Consider the following 13,685-nt stretch of genomic DNA (forward strand, 5'->3'; position numbering starts at 1 on the left):
ATGCCCCGATGCGTGTTTTCCTGTCCGCCTGCCTTCTCACCCTCGCGATCAACCCGGCCCACGCCCAGACTCCGGCGATCGAGATCGAGACGGCACGCTATCTCGACTGCATCGAACGGGTCGAGCCCGAGCCGGATCAGGCATTCGAGGATGCCCTGGCCTGGCGGATGGAGGGCGGCGGCTGGCCGGCCGCCCATTGCGAGGCGCTGGCGCTGATCGCGCTGGGGGATACGACGGGCGGGGCGTTGAGCCTGGAAGAACTCGCCGGCACCACGGATGGCGGCCGGGATTCAGTGATCCGCAGCGCCATGCTGGTCGATGCCGGCAAGGCCTGGCTCACCATCGGGCGCAGCGAGGATGCGCGGCGCGCCTTTGCGGTGGCCCTCGAACTGAACCCGGATGACCCGGACGCCTTGTTGGGTCAGGCCAGCGTCGCCCTGGCGCTGGGTGACTGGCCATTGGCCGGTGAAGCCGCGACCGCCGTGATCGGCCAGGCACCGGATCTGGCCGAGGCCTGGCGTTTGCGCGCCGCGGCGCGGCTTGAAACCGGCGCACTCGATGACGCCTGGCAGGACATGGAAACGGCCCGTGAGATCGCGCCGGACAATATCGAGATTCTGGTCCTGCGGGGCCGGATCAATGAGGCACGCCGACTGGAAACTCTCGATAATTAACCGGTGGCGAGCCGTATGGCCGGGGCGTCTGAGCGCGCCAGAACGACCCGGTTCCGCCCTGAATTCTTGGCCTCATAAAGCGCTTCATCGGCGGCGAGCAACAGACTTTCGGGCGTGTCGAGACCAGTATCAGCGGTCGCGGCTGAAACCCCGAGGCTGGTGGTGATTGGCACCGCTCCGCCCTGATCATCGCAAATTCTCATCGCTTCAATCGCGGCCCGGATCCGCTCGGCGGCGGTCGCTGCATGCTCGATTGTCGTATCGTGCAGCACGACAGCGAATTCCTCGCCGCCCAGACGGCCCAGAAGGTCACGATCACGCAGGCATTTCTGAACGACCTTGACGGTCTCGATCAGAACCCGGTCACCGATCGCATGGCCATGGGTATCATTGACCCGCTTGAAGTGATCGAGATCGATCATCACCACGGACACGTCGCTGCCATGACGGCGTGCCTGTTCGGTTTCCATTTCCAGGCAATGCATGAAGGCCCGGCGATTGGCCGCACCGGTCAGCGCGTCGGTCTCGGCGAGTTGTCGGAATTGTTTCTGCATCCGCACTAGGCGGGAGGCGGCCCGCAGACGAGCGCGCAGCTCTGTCATATTGACGGGTTTGCGAATGAAATCATCGGCGCCCGCATCAAGCGATTCCTCAAGCCGGCGTTCCTGGCCCGATGCGGTAATGACGATGGTGTGAATGGTTTCGGTGTCGGGGTTGGCTTTCAGCGCCCAGCAGACTTCCAGCCCGTTCATCTCGCCGATTTCAATCCCGGTCAGCAGGATATCCGTTGGCATGACCTTCAGCAGGGCGAGAACTTCCTCGGCATTGTGCGCGGTTTGCACCACATACCCGGCATCCTCGACAGCCTTGCTCAATATGCGCAACTGCACTTGGCTGCTCTCGCAGATCATGACGGAAATCTGGTCGCCATAAGCCGGGGCGTCGTCCATTGTGTCTGGGTTGCTCATACCGCATGCCCGCCAATCTTGATCGCCGTCATCGACCGCCCTCCCCAGCGTGGTCTGGCCCGGCTTTCGCCAAGCTTCATTACGATATGGTCATAAAAACAATAACAGTGTTTCAATCAGGGAAATTCAGCCGAGAATAAACTGCCATTCGGCTCCGACATCCGGGTGGGATTCGGCGTCCAGGCGTGCGGCCCCGTCTGCCCGCGCTGCATCCGGCGCCAGCTGTGAAAAAGCCCAGACTGCCGCGCCGCGAACCATCTCGTCCGCGTCGTCGAGCCGCTCAAGCACGGCTGGCAGCAGGGACGGGTCCTGCGAATTGCCGATCGCGATCATCACGTTTCGCACGAAGCGGTCGCGGCCGATTCGCTTGACAGGCGAAGCCGTGAAGACCTGCCGGAAACCCGCATCGTCGAGCGCAGCCAGTTCGCTGAGGAGTGGCCCCTTGAGTTCCGGACGCGGATGGAAGGCCATTTCCGCGGTCACCGCGGCGAATTTGTTCCAGGGGCATACCGCCAGACAATCATCGCAGCCATAGATGCGATTGCCCATCGCGGTGCGAAACTCGATCGGGATCGGGCCTTTATGTTCGATCGTCAGATAGGAGATGCAACGCCGCGCATCGAGTTTATAGGGCTGCGGGAAGGCCTGGGTCGGGCAGATGTCGAGGCAGGATGTGCACGAGCCGCAATGATCGGTTTCCGGCGCGTCCGGCTCCAACTCTGCCGCCGTCAGCATGACGCCAAGAAACAGCCAGGAGCCGTGCTCCCGGCTGACCAGATTGGTATGCTTGCCCTGCCAGCCCATTCCGGACTTCGCCGCCAGCGGTTTTTCCATCAGCGGCGCGGTATCGACGAAGACCTTCACCTCGGCGCCGGTCTTGTTGACAAAGGCGCGGGCGAAATGCTTCAGCCGCTTCTTCATCAAGTCATGATAATCGGTATTGCGCGCATAGACCGAGATCACGCCCTCGGACTTGCGCTCCAGTGCCGCGAGCGGGTCGATATCGGGCCCGTAGTTCAGCCCGACCACCACGGCCGATTTCGCGTCCGGCCACATGCCGGTCGGATGCTGACGCCGCGCCAGCGTATCCTCCATCCAGACCATCGAGCCATGCTGTCCGGCGGCGACAAACTCCGCCAGCCGCTCGCCGGCAGTCCAGGCATCATCAGCGCGGCAAATGCGCGCTTGCGTGAAGCCGGAGGCGATGGCGAGGGATTTGACGGTTTCGGGGGTCATAACGTCTCGTACGCCCGGGCCAGCTCGGTAGACAATTGCAATCGGTTCGCCTGAATTTCGTTGGCTCTCACCGCGATCCGGTTGATCTCGTCCGCAAGGTCAGAAACCACCTGCCCGCGTGTGCGATCATCGAGTGCGGCTCTGTAGGCTCCAACAAACCTTGTTACCGCGCCATCGAGGCTTGAATAGTGCTCCGCTACAGCAGTGTGCGTCTCCAATATGGTCGCGAGCCGCGCCATCAGATCACCATATCGTGCAACCGCTTCCGGCCCCTCGGCTGCAAGCCCCCTATCGTGATCGTCAAGCCGGGCTACAACGGCGCGCCGAATAGGCTCAATATTGTCGCGGACGTCCCCGGCGTCAGATTCAATGCGCAGCAGCAATTCCTCTTCAAGACCTGGCGACCGTTCTGACGCAACCAACATTCTGAGAAGCTCGAGCATGTCTCGACTCACGCGGTTCAGCGCTGTACTGGCAATGTTTTCCAGAGTCCCTGGATGGGAAAGGTCACTGGATCGCATGGCCTCTTTTTGAGCAATCACTGCGTCGACCAACGCGATTTGCGCGTCAATATCCAGCACGTCCAGGCCATACACACTGATCTCGTCGCTCGCTCGAAGTGCCTCGAGCTGATCCGTCGCCTGCATCAGAAGTGCTGAGCTCCGCGACTGCAGCAACAGCACGCCGTTGAATGACGCTTCAAGGCGATCATTCAGCCCTCCTCGACCGTCAAAGATCGGCGGAGGCGGCAGGTCGGACACAGCTCTGTCGATATCGTCACCGGCTGCACCGAGACGCTCGAGCGCTCGGTCGATCTCTCGGTGCCATTCGTCCAAACCCACATCAGATTCAGGGATCGATGCCAATTCGACCACGGCTGACCTGATTCGTAATGTCACCACAACCATGCGCTGCTGAACGCTATTGCGTTGTGATACCCACTCGATCAGGGACCGACTGTCGGATGCTGACAGGTCTTGAGCGGCGACGGCGTTCGCCAAGGCCAGGCCCGCCAAGAGTGCCCAAACTAGCGCGCGCATCACTACCCCCCCCCTCTAGAAATCCAGATCCGCATAGTGCGCCGAAGGTGTCGTGCCCGGCAATTTGTCTGTGAGCAGGCCGCGGAAGGCTGGGCGGCATTTCACCCGTAGATACCATTGCTTGACCGGCTCGAACTCGTCCCAGGGGACATCGCCGAGATAATCGACGCAGGACAGGTGCGCCGCCGCAGCGATGTCGGCCAGGGTGTAGCGCGGACCGGCGAGGCCATCGCGGCTCTCCAGGAGCCAGGCCATATGATCCATATGCCAGCGTAAATGCTCGCGGCCCTGGCGGATCGCTGCCGGGTCGGGCGAGCCGAGACCCTGGACGCGTTTCTCCAGCTTTTCGTGGAGGAGATAGGCGTTGACCTCGCCGTCAAACTTGCGGTCGAACCAGTCCATCAGCCGCCGTGCCTCGGCGCGGTCGGCCGGGCCGCCGGGCAATAGGCAGGGGCTCGGTGAGGTCTCTTCGAGATATTCCAGTATGGCGCGGGTTTCGATAATCACCCGCCGGCCACCGCCGGATTCGTCAACCAGGACGGGCGTTGTCCCGGCCGGGTTGAGCGATTGCAAATGATCGGCATGCTCCCACGGCGTCTCGAGCTGAAGCTGGTGCTTCAGGGATTTCTCGTCGAGGGCCACACGGACCTGGCGCGAGAAGGGATCGAGGGGCCAGAAGTGGAGAACGCGCATGGCGTCAGATTAATCCGGTTTCGCTTAACGACTAATGTTCATGGTTGGGCGCCACGCCGGCGCGGAAGAAAGCGGTGCCGTGCGGCTCGGCGGCCCCGTGCGGATCGGCATGGATCATGATGTCAGCGGCCGGATAGACCGCCATCAAGCGCCGCTCGCACTCGACTTCAATCTCGTGCGCTTCGCGCAGGCTGAGATCTGCCGGCAAGCCAAGATGGAACTGGATATGGACCAGCGGCCCGGAAGCCCGCGTACGCAATTGATGCAGATCGATAATGCGCGGATCCTCGCCGAGCGCGAGCTGGCGGATACGCTCACGCTCCTCATCGGGCAATTCACGGTCCATCAATTGATCGAGCGCTCCCTTGGCGACGCCCCAGGCGGTAATGCCAAGCCACACGGCCACACCGAGCGCGACAGCGGCATCAAGCCAGAGCCAGCCAAGCCAGACCGAGCCGGCAATACCGGCCATGACCGCGAGATTGGCCCCCAGATCGGAATAGTAATGCGCCCGGTCGCCCTCGACCGCGATCGAGCCGGTCTGCTCCACCGCCCGCGTCTGGATGATGACCAGGCCAAGGGTCAGCACGATCGACAAGACCATCACCGCCAGCGCCCAGCCACTGGCTTCGATCTCGACCGGTTCAAACAGGTGTTGGATGCTTTCGCGCAGCAGCAGCGCTGCCGAGGCGGCGACGAAGATCGCCTGCATGACGCCGGCAAAGGCCTCGGCCTTGCCATGCCCGTAGCGGTGTTCGGCATCGGCCGGTTCGGCAGCGTAGCGCACGGCGAACAGGACGGTCAGCGAGGCGGTCAGATCCAGCGCGCTATCGGCCAGCGAGGCGAGCAAGGCGACCGAGCCGGACAGATACCAGACCACCGCCTTGGACGCGACCAGCACCACGGCAACCGCAACGGAGGCCGAGGTTGCCAGGCCGGTGACGCGGCGCGCCTCGGCCGGTGCCAGACGGCCCGGGCCGCCGGAATCGTGGGGAAGATCGTGGGGCATGACGTAAAACCTCTCAGCCAGCTTTATGGCGCACTGACAAGGCGCGTCAATGCGGGGCGGGGCCGCAAATACACGCCTCGATCCAGTCCAGCGCCGCGCGATGATCGACACCGGCGGCGATTTGTACGGACCGGCCCTGGCCGCTTTCGCGCAACAGGCCGGGAAAGCTGGCATCATCAGACAATTCCAGCGCCAATGTCTGGAAGCGGAATATGCTGGGCGCGGCCAGTGCCGCGATGGCGAGCGCATCATGCGGGTAGCAGCCATCAATCCCGTCACTGGCGCGATAGCGGTCCATATAATGGTTGTGCGCCCGTTGCAGGAAATGCGTCAGCGGTGAGCCGGTGCGCTCGGCCATCGCGGCCAGGCGCGCCCGGCGCAACACGACCTGGCGGCAGGTGTCGAGCGGAATCACGGTCAGGCGCGGCGCTGCGGCGAGCACACCGCGCACCGCTTCCAGATCAGAGCCGAAATTGAACTCCACCGTGCCGCGTCGCGAGCGTGGAATGCTCAAGGCGCCGCCCATACAGATGATCTGGCCCAGCGCGGCAAAGGCGTCCGGCTCCCGGCGCAGGGCGATGGCGAGATTGGTCACCGGCCCAAGGCAGATCAGAGCGTCGTCTGCGCCAGCCGTGCGGGCAAAGTCGGCGATATGGCGGGCGCAGATCTCTGGTCCGTCCTCGCGCACATGGCCCGATTCATAGCCCAGCACGTGGCCGGCACTGGCGCCGCCCAGCCCGTCCTCGCCATGGATCACGCGGGCATCGCGCCAGTGACCGGTCAGGGGCGCCGCTGCGCCAACGCTGATGCCGACATGCGGCGGATCGAAGAAGGATTGCACCAGCGCCGCATTGCGGGCCGCCTTGCGCGGCGCGACATTGCCGAACACGGTCGAGATCCCGGCCAGTTCAAGGCGCGGCGAGCCGAAAGCGCAGGCCAGCGCCAGCGCATCATCGACGCCGCCATCCGTGTCGATCCAGACCTTCATGCCGCCACCCCCACTCGCGCCGGACAGGCGCGTGACAATCCACTGGCCAAGTTGAGGCAAGTGATCGAATATGCCGCGAAATCCAGCAAAACGGCCCTCATGACCCTGATTCACCTCGTCGTCCTCGCCCTGATCCAGGGTATCACCGAATTCCTGCCGATCAGCTCCTCGGCGCATCTGATCCTGACGCCCACCGTGCTGGGCGAAGCCGATCAGGGCCCGCTGATCGATGTCATGGCGCATGCCGGGACCTTGCTGGCCGTGCTGGTCTATTTCTGGCGCGATATCCGCGACGTCGCGATCGGCAAATTCGCCCTGCTGACCGGGCGTGTCACACCGGGCGGACGCCTCGCCCTGCTGGTCGCGGCCTCGCTGCCGCCTGTACTGATTTTCGGTGGCGCCCTGTTCGCCTTCGACCTGATCGACGCGCTGCGCTCGCCGATGGTGATCGCGATCTCGACCCTGGTTTTCGCACTGCCGCTCTGGCTCGCTGATCGCTATGGCCGCAGCGTCAAATCGATCGAGACCATGAGCTTCAAAGATGCCGCCCTGATTGGTCTGGCCCAGGCCATCGCCTTGATCCCCGGCGCCTCACGCTCCGGCGTGACCATGACCGCCGGCCGCGCCCTCGGTCTCGGCCGCAGCGAGAGCGCCCGATTCTCGATGCTGATGTCGATCCCGGTCATCGTTGCCTTCGCCATCGTCTCGGTCATCCGCCTGATGGCCGAAACCGAAGCCACAACCCAGCTCCATGACGGCCTACTCGTCGCCGCCCTGTCCTTCGTCTCGGCCCTCGGCGCGATTGCCGTCCTGATGCGCCTGGTTGACCGCATCGGCTTTCTACCCTTCGTGCTCTATCGCGTCGCGCTGGGGGTCGGGTTGCTGGTCTGGCTGGCGCTGTAGCGCGAGGTGGTCACGCGCACCGACCGCCAGTCCGGGGCGGAGCTGGTAAGGATGGGGGGGCACCGCGCTTATCCACGCCCCGCAAACCCCGTGCGATACTCATCAGGCTCTTTGAACCTGTGAATCATCCGCCCCGCGTCCGGCCATCCGCCGGGCGCAGCCCTCTGCCCGCTTCGCGGAGCCTGTAGTAGTCGTCGTAGTAGTAGGAGCCGGATTTCCCGATTCCCGGAAAAATTATCAAATCTCCGCCGCTAACCCGCCGCCATCGCCGGTTGACGCTCAAGATGCTCGATCAGGCGGATGCCGGCTTTCGAGCAGGTCAGCGTGCCGCCGAGATCGCCGGTCCATTCGCCGGCCTCGTGCATGGCACTGACAGCGGCGCGCAGGCGCGCTGCGGCCTCGATCTCGCCCAGTCCGGCCTCGAATAATTGCGCCACGCTTTCAATCGCGCCGAATGGATTGGCCTTGTCCTGGCCGGCAATATCGGGGGCCGAACCATGGATCGGTTCGAACACCCCGGGGCGAGTGTCGCCCAGCGACGCCGATCCGAGCAGGCCGATCGAGCCGGGCAGCATCGAGGCCTCGTCGCTCAGGATATCGCCAAACATATTCTCCGTCAGCACGACATCGAAGCTCGCCGGATCGCGCAGCAAATGCATCGCTGCGGCGTCGACATACATGTGATCGAGCTCGATATCGGGATAGGTTCTGGCGCCCATCTCGCTGACCACACGGCGCCACAAGCGGCTGGTTTCCAGCACATTGGCCTTGTCGACCGACATCAGCCTGCCACGTCTCAAACGCGCCTGCCGAAAGGCGATATGGGCGACGCGCTCAATCTCGGCGCGGCTGTATGCGCACTCATCGCTGGCGTAATCCGCGCGTTTTTGACGGGCTCCGAAATAGATCCCGCCGGTCAGCTCGCGCACGATCAGCATGTCGACACCGGCCACGAGTTCGGCGCGCAGGGGCGACTTGCCGGCCAGCGCCGGATGGACGCTGACAGGGCGAAGATTGGCGTAAACCTGCAGCGCCTTGCGCAAGCCCAGCAGACCGGCTTCGGGACGCGAGGGCGCCTGGTCCCATTTCGGTCCGCCAACGGCGCCGAGGAAAATCGCATCGCTGGCCTGGCAGGCTTTCAGTGTCTCGGCCGTCAGCGGTTCGCCAAACTGGTCGATCGAGGCGCCGCCAAAGGCGTGTTCGGAGAATTTGACGCGAAAGCCGGACAGGGCCGCAACGCTTTCCATCGCGGCGCGGGCCACAGCGGTGACTTCCGGCCCGATCCCGTCGCCGGGCAGGAGGACGATTGAATAGTTTTTCATGCGCTGCGGGCCTCGTAAGCTGTGATGTCATCGCCGTGCGAGAGCAGGAAACCGAGCGGATCGGTGCCCTCGATCAGGCAGTGTTTGGCAAAGGATTCGATCTCGAAATGGAAGCCGGGGCCATTGCCGAGATCAACATATTGCCGTTCCAGGTCGATCTTCACCTCGACCCCTTCATGCGCGAGCAGCCAGGCATGGGCGTTTGGCGGCGCGACGATGGGCAGGATATTGTTCTTGGCCGCATTCGAGCGGAAAATATCGGCAATCTCGCTTGAGATGACGGCGCGAACGCCGAACTCATGCAGCGCCCAGGGCGCATGTTCCCGGGAGGAACCGCAGCCGAAATTGCGTCCGGCAACAAGGAGGGCGAACTGGTCCGTATCGAGCGTGTTGAGGTCGCAATCATCACGCATCTTGCCGCCTTCATCATAACGCCAGTCATGAAAGGCGAGCTTGCCCAGGCCGTCGCGCGTTGTCGTGGTGAGGAAGCGCGCCGGGATGATCTGGTCGGTATCGATATCCTCTTGCGGCAGGGTGAAGGTGCGGCTGTGCAGCTGCGTCAGCCCGGCCGGATTGTCAGACATGGGGTGCCTCCATGAGGCTGCGCGGATCAGTGATGCGACCGGTCACGGCCGCGGCCGCGGCCGTTGCCGGACTGGCCAGTACGGTGCGCGCACCAGGGCCCTGGCGGCCCTCGAAATTGCGATTCGAGGTCGAGACCACCAGTTCGCCGGCCTCGCCGCGATCACCATTCATCGCGATACACATGGAACAGCCCGGCTGGCGCCATTGCGCGCCGGCGGCGATGAAAATCTGGTCCAGCCCCTCGGCCTCCGCCTGTCGGCGCACCTGCACCGAGCCCGGCACAACCAGGGCCCTGACCCCGGGCGCCACCTGGCGGCCGCGCATGATACCGGCGGCGTCGCGCAAGTCGGTGATGCGTGAATTGGTACAGGAGCCGATGAAGACCTGGTCGACCCGTGTGCCGGCAATTGGCTGGCCGGCTTTGAGCTGCATGTAATCCAGCGATTTCTGGTGCGAGGCGGAACGCGCATCCGGCACCTGGCCGCCAATGGCGATGCCGGTATCAGGGGCAGTGCCCCAGGTCACCATCGGTGTGATCTCGCTCGCATCGAGCTCAATCTCACGATCAAAGCTGGCGCCGGGATCGCTGGCGAGTTGTGACCAGCGCTGCACGGCTTCATCCCAGGCGGCCCCTTGGGGAGCGAGTTTACGGCCCTTCAGCCAGGCAAAAGTGGTGGCGTCCGGCGCGATCATGCCGGCGCGGGCACCGGCCTCGATCGACATGTTGCAGACCGTCATCCGGCCTTCCATGTCGAGCGCCTCGATCGCTTCGCCGGCATATTCGATCACGCTGCCGGTGCCACCATCAATGCCGAGCCGGGCAATGATGGCGAGCACGATATCCTTGGCCGAGACGCCGGGTCCGGGACGGCCATTGACGGTGACGCGCAGGGATTTCGGCTTGCGTTGCAACAGGCACTGACTGGCCAGGACATGGCCGACCTCGGTGGTACCAATGCCGAAAGCGAGCGCTCCGAATGCGCCATGAGTGGCAGTATGGCTGTCGCCGCACACCACCGTCATGCCGGGCTGGGTGGCGCCGAGCTCAGGGCCCATCACATGCACTACGCCGCGATGATCACTGCCCCAGCCATGCAGGGGGATGGCATTGGCGGTGGCATTGGCCTCGAGCATCTCGACCTGTTTGCGTGCTGCATCGGTGGCATAGGGCGGTATTTCGCCGGCCCTGAAGTCCAGCGTCGGCGTCGAATGATCGATCGTCGCCAGGGTGCGGTCCGGACGGCGCACCTTGAGGCCCCGCGCCGCCAGGGCCGAGAAGGCCTGGGGCGAGGTGACCTCATGGATCAGGTGCAGGTCGATATACAGCACGCCCGGTGTCTCGGCGGTCTCCGCCTTGACCTGGTGAGCTTCCCAGACCTTGTCGAACAGGGAACGCGGTGCGCCGTCATCAGGCGACATGCTGGACCTCCATGCCATTGCCATGGGCCGGGTGCAGCCAGCCATGACGATCCGGGGTCTCCCCCGAAAACAGGCCGAAGAAGCGTTTCTGCATCAGCTCGGCGATCGGGCCGCGGCCCTCGCAGCGCACGACATGACCATCGACCGAACGCACCGGGGTGATTTCCGCGGCAGTGCCGGTGAAGAAAATCTCGTCGGCAACATAGAGGCTTTCGCGCGACAGGGTCTGTTCGCGCACATCATAGCCTTCGGCCTCGGCCAGCTTGATCACCGCATCGCGCGTCAGGCCCGACAGGATGGAGGCCGAGGTTGGCGGCGTCCGGATAATGCCGTCCGAGACGACAAAGATATTCTCACCGGCGCCTTCGGAGACCAGCCCATTGACGTCGAGGCCGATGCCCTCATCAAAGCCGCGCGAATGCGCCTCGTGGCTGATCAGCACCGAGGAGAGATAATTGCCGCCGGCCTTGGCGCCGGTCGGGATGGTGTTCGGCGCCGGGCGGTTCCAGCTCGATATGCAGCAATTCACGCCCTGGGTGAGGGCTTCCTCGCCGAGATAGGCGCCCCAGGGGAAGGCGGCAATGCAGACCTCGATCTTGGTATCCTTGCCGGGCAGAACGCCGATCCCGCCATATCCGAAGAAGGCGACGGGCCGGATATAGGCGTCCTTCAGCCGGTTGCAGCGGATGACTTGCTTGCAGGCCTCTTCGAGCTCGGCCTCGGTATAGGGCAGCGGCATGTGGTAGACGCGCGCTGAATCAAACAGACGCCGGACATGTTCCTTCAGCCGGAAAATCTGCGGGCCGTTCGGCGTGTCGTAACAACGGATGCCCTCGAACACCGAGGTGCCGTAGTGCAGGGCATGGCTGAGCACATGCGTCTGGGCATCGTGCCAGTCGACCAGCTCGCCATTGCGCCAGATGAAATCGGTTTCCTGAATTGCCATGATATGTCTCCTGGTCAGACGGCGATTGCCGGTTGGGGATGGGCTTCGCCGGTCGTGTCAAAGGCTTGACCCCGGTCGAGGGTAAACAAGAAGGCGTCGATCGCTGCGGTGACCACATCCGGGCCGCGGGCGCGGCCAGAGACGTGTTTGCCGTTGAGATCGAGCCGGATTTCGGCGACGAAGTCGCGGCCGGCCGGCGAATTCACCAGCCGGGTTTCCAGGCCGATTACTGTGGCCGTCGTGCCGGTAATGCGCTGGACGGCGGCAAAGGCCGAGGCCATCGGTCCGTCGCCGGACGCAATGTCAGAGACGCGGCCGCGTTCGGGATGGTCCAGCTCCACGCGCGCGAATTGCTGCGGTTTCGGCCCCGTTGTCGTGCGCAATTCAGTGCGCAACACCGTCCATTGGCAGCCGCTCTGGGAGCGATGCTCCATCAGCGCCACCAGATCGGCATCGGTCGCCTCGCCGTGTTCGTCGGCATAGGCCTTGAACGCCAGGAAGGTGGCGTTCAGCGTGTCCGGATCAGGCTGATAGCCCAGTTGCGACAGGCGCTGGGTCAGGGCGTGCTTGCCCGAATGCTTGCCCAGAACCAGTGCACTGCCCGGTGATCCGACGCTTTCGGGCGTCATGATCTCATAGGTCCGCCTGTCGGACAGCATGCCGTGCTGGTGAATACCAGCCTCATGGGAAAAGGCGTTCTTGCCGACAATCGCCTTGTTCGGTGACAGCGCCGCACCGGTCACCCGGGTCAGCTTCTGGCTCGCCGGCCACAAACCGGTCGTGTCCAGATGCGTGTCGACACCGAAGATATCGGCACGCACGCGCAAAGCCATCACGACTTCCTCGAGCGAACAATTGCCAGCTCGCTCGCCGATCCCGTTGATCGCACATTCGATCTGGCGCGCGCCGCCCTGGACGGCAGCAAGGCTGTTGGCGACGGCCAGGCCGAGATCATTATGGCAATGCGCCGAGAAAATGACGTGCTCGGGGCGTTCCACCTTTTCGACCAGGCTGGCAAACAGGGCCCGGATCTCGCCCGGCTCGCTGACGCCGACCGTGTCGGGGACGTTGAGAACATCGGCACCGAAGGCGGCGGCGCAGCTCATCGCCTCGATCAGGAAATCGGGCTCGGTGCGCAGGGCATCCTCGGCGGAAAACTCAATCTCGTCAAAGCGGCCGCGCGCGTGCAACAGCGCCTTTTCGATCGCCCGCAAGACCTCCAACCGCGACATTTTCAGCTTGGCCTCGCGGTGGATCGGGCTGGTGGCGAGGAAGACATGCAGGCGTTTGCGCCGTGCCGGTTCCAATGCCCGCGCCGCCGCATCGACATCAGCTTCACCGGCCCGGGCCAGCGAACAGATGGTCGGCCCTGTGATCTCCGATGCGATCAGGCGGATGGCCTCGCTATCACCTGGTGAGGCGGCGGCAAAACCGGCTTCGATCGTGTCGACGCGGACGCGCTCCAGCATGCGAGCGACCTCAAGCTTTTCCGATGGCGACATCGAGAAGCCGGGGGCCTGTTCGCCGTCCCGCAGCGTGGTGTCGAAGATATGGACACGATCCTGCGCCTTGGGCGCGCGCATCATGGTTGGCTTGGACATTGAGCCCTCCATTCGCTTGCATTCGCGGGCGCCAGTCCGGCGGCGAAGTCCACCGTCTCGGCGGCGGTGGTGCGGGAAACGGCATGGACGTCGAACAGGCGTTCGATCTGGCGCGTCAGCACGTCGATCTGCCGCGCACCGCCGCGGGCGGCGACATCGACCGTGACCCGGGCGCTGCCATTGCTCGGCGCCGACATGGCCATCGACGAAATGACGAAGCCACGGCGCTCGATCAGTCCGATGAGCCGCACGAGCGCACCTTCGGTCTCGAAGATTTCGATGTTCAGGGTATTGCTCATGG

Annotated in this window: 14 protein-coding genes; 2 read left to right on the forward strand and 12 right to left on the reverse strand. The window is 64.0% G+C overall.

Features of this window, described 5'->3' with window-relative positions:
* Positions 1–8: 8 nt before the first annotated feature.
* Positions 9–674: a tetratricopeptide repeat protein gene (locus tag ACN0YJ_RS03835; RefSeq protein WP_417495398.1), complete on the forward strand. Its 666-nt coding sequence runs from the start codon at positions 9–11 to the stop codon at positions 672–674.
* Here the strand turns inward: ACN0YJ_RS03835 and ACN0YJ_RS03840 are convergent.
* From ACN0YJ_RS03840 to ACN0YJ_RS03865, 6 genes are all read right to left on the reverse strand, one after another.
* The gene (locus ACN0YJ_RS03840) at positions 671–1,624 is read right to left on the reverse strand and encodes a GGDEF domain-containing protein (protein WP_417495399.1); all 954 of its coding nucleotides are present in this window, start codon (positions 1,622–1,624) and stop codon (positions 671–673) included. The two genes, ACN0YJ_RS03835 and ACN0YJ_RS03840, sit on opposite strands and share 4 nt — an antisense overlap.
* A gap of 144 nt (positions 1,625–1,768) precedes the next feature.
* A complete protein-coding gene (gene queG, locus ACN0YJ_RS03845; RefSeq protein ID WP_417495400.1) occupies positions 1,769–2,878 on the reverse strand; it encodes a tRNA epoxyqueuosine(34) reductase QueG in 1,110 nt (369 codons plus the stop codon).
* Positions 2,875–3,918 carry a hypothetical protein gene (locus ACN0YJ_RS03850; RefSeq protein ID WP_417495401.1) on the reverse strand — a complete coding sequence of 348 codons (1,044 nt, stop codon included), beginning with the start codon at positions 3,916–3,918 and terminating at the stop codon, positions 2,875–2,877. The genes queG and ACN0YJ_RS03850 overlap by 4 nt, the downstream gene beginning before the upstream one ends.
* 15 nt (positions 3,919–3,933) lie before the next feature.
* Positions 3,934–4,611, reverse strand: coding sequence for a glutathione S-transferase family protein (locus tag ACN0YJ_RS03855; protein WP_417478534.1), 678 nt, complete (start codon positions 4,609–4,611; stop codon positions 3,934–3,936).
* 31 nt (positions 4,612–4,642) lie between these two features.
* Positions 4,643–5,620, reverse strand: a complete 978-nt coding sequence (locus ACN0YJ_RS03860; protein ID WP_417478533.1) for a cation diffusion facilitator family transporter — start codon at positions 5,618–5,620, stop codon at positions 4,643–4,645.
* Between the two features lie 46 nt (positions 5,621–5,666).
* Entirely contained in the window at positions 5,667–6,608 is a 942-nt protein-coding gene (locus ACN0YJ_RS03865; RefSeq protein ID WP_417495402.1) for a nucleoside hydrolase, read from the reverse strand.
* Positions 6,609–6,707: 99 nt separating this feature from the next.
* Between ACN0YJ_RS03865 and ACN0YJ_RS03870 the strand changes: the two genes are divergently transcribed.
* Positions 6,708–7,511 (forward strand): undecaprenyl-diphosphate phosphatase, encoded by an 804-nt coding sequence (locus ACN0YJ_RS03870; protein ID WP_417495403.1) that lies wholly within the window; start codon positions 6,708–6,710, stop codon positions 7,509–7,511.
* A 251-nt stretch (positions 7,512–7,762) separates the two neighbouring features.
* Here the strand turns inward: ACN0YJ_RS03870 and leuB are convergent, their stop codons facing one another.
* From leuB to ACN0YJ_RS03900, 6 genes are read right to left on the reverse strand one after another with little or no spacing between them, the layout of a single operon-like run.
* Positions 7,763–8,833: a 3-isopropylmalate dehydrogenase gene (gene leuB, locus ACN0YJ_RS03875; protein ID WP_417495404.1), complete on the reverse strand. Its 1,071-nt coding sequence runs from the start codon at positions 8,831–8,833 to the stop codon at positions 7,763–7,765.
* The gene (gene leuD / locus ACN0YJ_RS03880; protein ID WP_417478529.1) at positions 8,830–9,417 is read right to left on the reverse strand and encodes a 3-isopropylmalate dehydratase small subunit; all 588 of its coding nucleotides are present in this window, start codon (positions 9,415–9,417) and stop codon (positions 8,830–8,832) included. The genes leuB and leuD overlap by 4 nt, the downstream gene beginning before the upstream one ends.
* The gene (leuC, locus tag ACN0YJ_RS03885; protein ID WP_417478528.1) at positions 9,410–10,837 is read right to left on the reverse strand and encodes a 3-isopropylmalate dehydratase large subunit; all 1,428 of its coding nucleotides are present in this window, start codon (positions 10,835–10,837) and stop codon (positions 9,410–9,412) included. The genes leuD and leuC overlap by 8 nt, the downstream gene beginning before the upstream one ends.
* A complete protein-coding gene (locus ACN0YJ_RS03890) occupies positions 10,827–11,783 on the reverse strand; it encodes a branched-chain amino acid transaminase (RefSeq protein WP_339737935.1) in 957 nt (318 codons plus the stop codon). The genes leuC and ACN0YJ_RS03890 overlap by 11 nt, the downstream gene beginning before the upstream one ends.
* Positions 11,784–11,797: 14 nt before the next feature.
* Positions 11,798–13,384, reverse strand: a complete 1,587-nt coding sequence (locus ACN0YJ_RS03895; RefSeq protein WP_417478527.1) for a 2-isopropylmalate synthase — start codon at positions 13,382–13,384, stop codon at positions 11,798–11,800.
* Positions 13,366–13,683, reverse strand: a complete 318-nt coding sequence (locus ACN0YJ_RS03900; RefSeq protein ID WP_417478526.1) for an ACT domain-containing protein — start codon at positions 13,681–13,683, stop codon at positions 13,366–13,368. Before ACN0YJ_RS03900 ends, ACN0YJ_RS03895 begins: the two co-directional genes overlap by 19 nt.
* Positions 13,684–13,685 lie beyond the last annotated feature (2 nt).

It is taken from the genome of Maricaulis sp., assembly GCF_048270095.1.
GTDB lineage: Bacteria > Pseudomonadota > Alphaproteobacteria > Caulobacterales > Maricaulaceae > Maricaulis.

Excerpts from the sequence above, each read along its gene's own strand:
- ACN0YJ_RS03860 (WP_417478533.1), bottom strand. The coding sequence starts at position 5,620 with ATGCCCCACGATCTTCCCCACGATTCCGGCGGCCCGGGCCGTCTGGCA.
- ACN0YJ_RS03865 (WP_417495402.1), bottom strand. The coding sequence starts at position 6,608 with ATGAAGGTCTGGATCGACACGGATGGCGGCGTCGATGATGCGCTGGCG.
- leuB (WP_417495404.1), bottom strand. The coding sequence starts at position 8,833 with ATGAAAAACTATTCAATCGTCCTCCTGCCCGGCGACGGGATCGGGCCG.
- ACN0YJ_RS03835 (WP_417495398.1), top strand. The coding sequence starts at position 9 with ATGCGTGTTTTCCTGTCCGCCTGCCTTCTCACCCTCGCGATCAACCCG.
- leuC (WP_417478528.1), bottom strand. The coding sequence starts at position 10,837 with ATGTCGCCTGATGACGGCGCACCGCGTTCCCTGTTCGACAAGGTCTGG.
- ACN0YJ_RS03900 (WP_417478526.1), bottom strand. The coding sequence starts at position 13,683 with ATGAGCAATACCCTGAACATCGAAATCTTCGAGACCGAAGGTGCGCTC.
- leuD (WP_417478529.1), bottom strand. The coding sequence starts at position 9,417 with ATGTCTGACAATCCGGCCGGGCTGACGCAGCTGCACAGCCGCACCTTC.
- ACN0YJ_RS03840 (WP_417495399.1), bottom strand. The coding sequence starts at position 1,624 with ATGGACGACGCCCCGGCTTATGGCGACCAGATTTCCGTCATGATCTGC.
- ACN0YJ_RS03870 (WP_417495403.1), top strand. The coding sequence starts at position 6,708 with ATGACCCTGATTCACCTCGTCGTCCTCGCCCTGATCCAGGGTATCACC.
- ACN0YJ_RS03855 (WP_417478534.1), bottom strand. The coding sequence starts at position 4,611 with ATGCGCGTTCTCCACTTCTGGCCCCTCGATCCCTTCTCGCGCCAGGTC.
- queG (WP_417495400.1), bottom strand. The coding sequence starts at position 2,878 with ATGACCCCCGAAACCGTCAAATCCCTCGCCATCGCCTCCGGCTTCACG.
- ACN0YJ_RS03850 (WP_417495401.1), bottom strand. The coding sequence starts at position 3,918 with ATGCGCGCGCTAGTTTGGGCACTCTTGGCGGGCCTGGCCTTGGCGAAC.
- ACN0YJ_RS03895 (WP_417478527.1), bottom strand. The coding sequence starts at position 13,384 with ATGTCCAAGCCAACCATGATGCGCGCGCCCAAGGCGCAGGATCGTGTC.
- ACN0YJ_RS03890 (WP_339737935.1), bottom strand. The coding sequence starts at position 11,783 with ATGGCAATTCAGGAAACCGATTTCATCTGGCGCAATGGCGAGCTGGTC.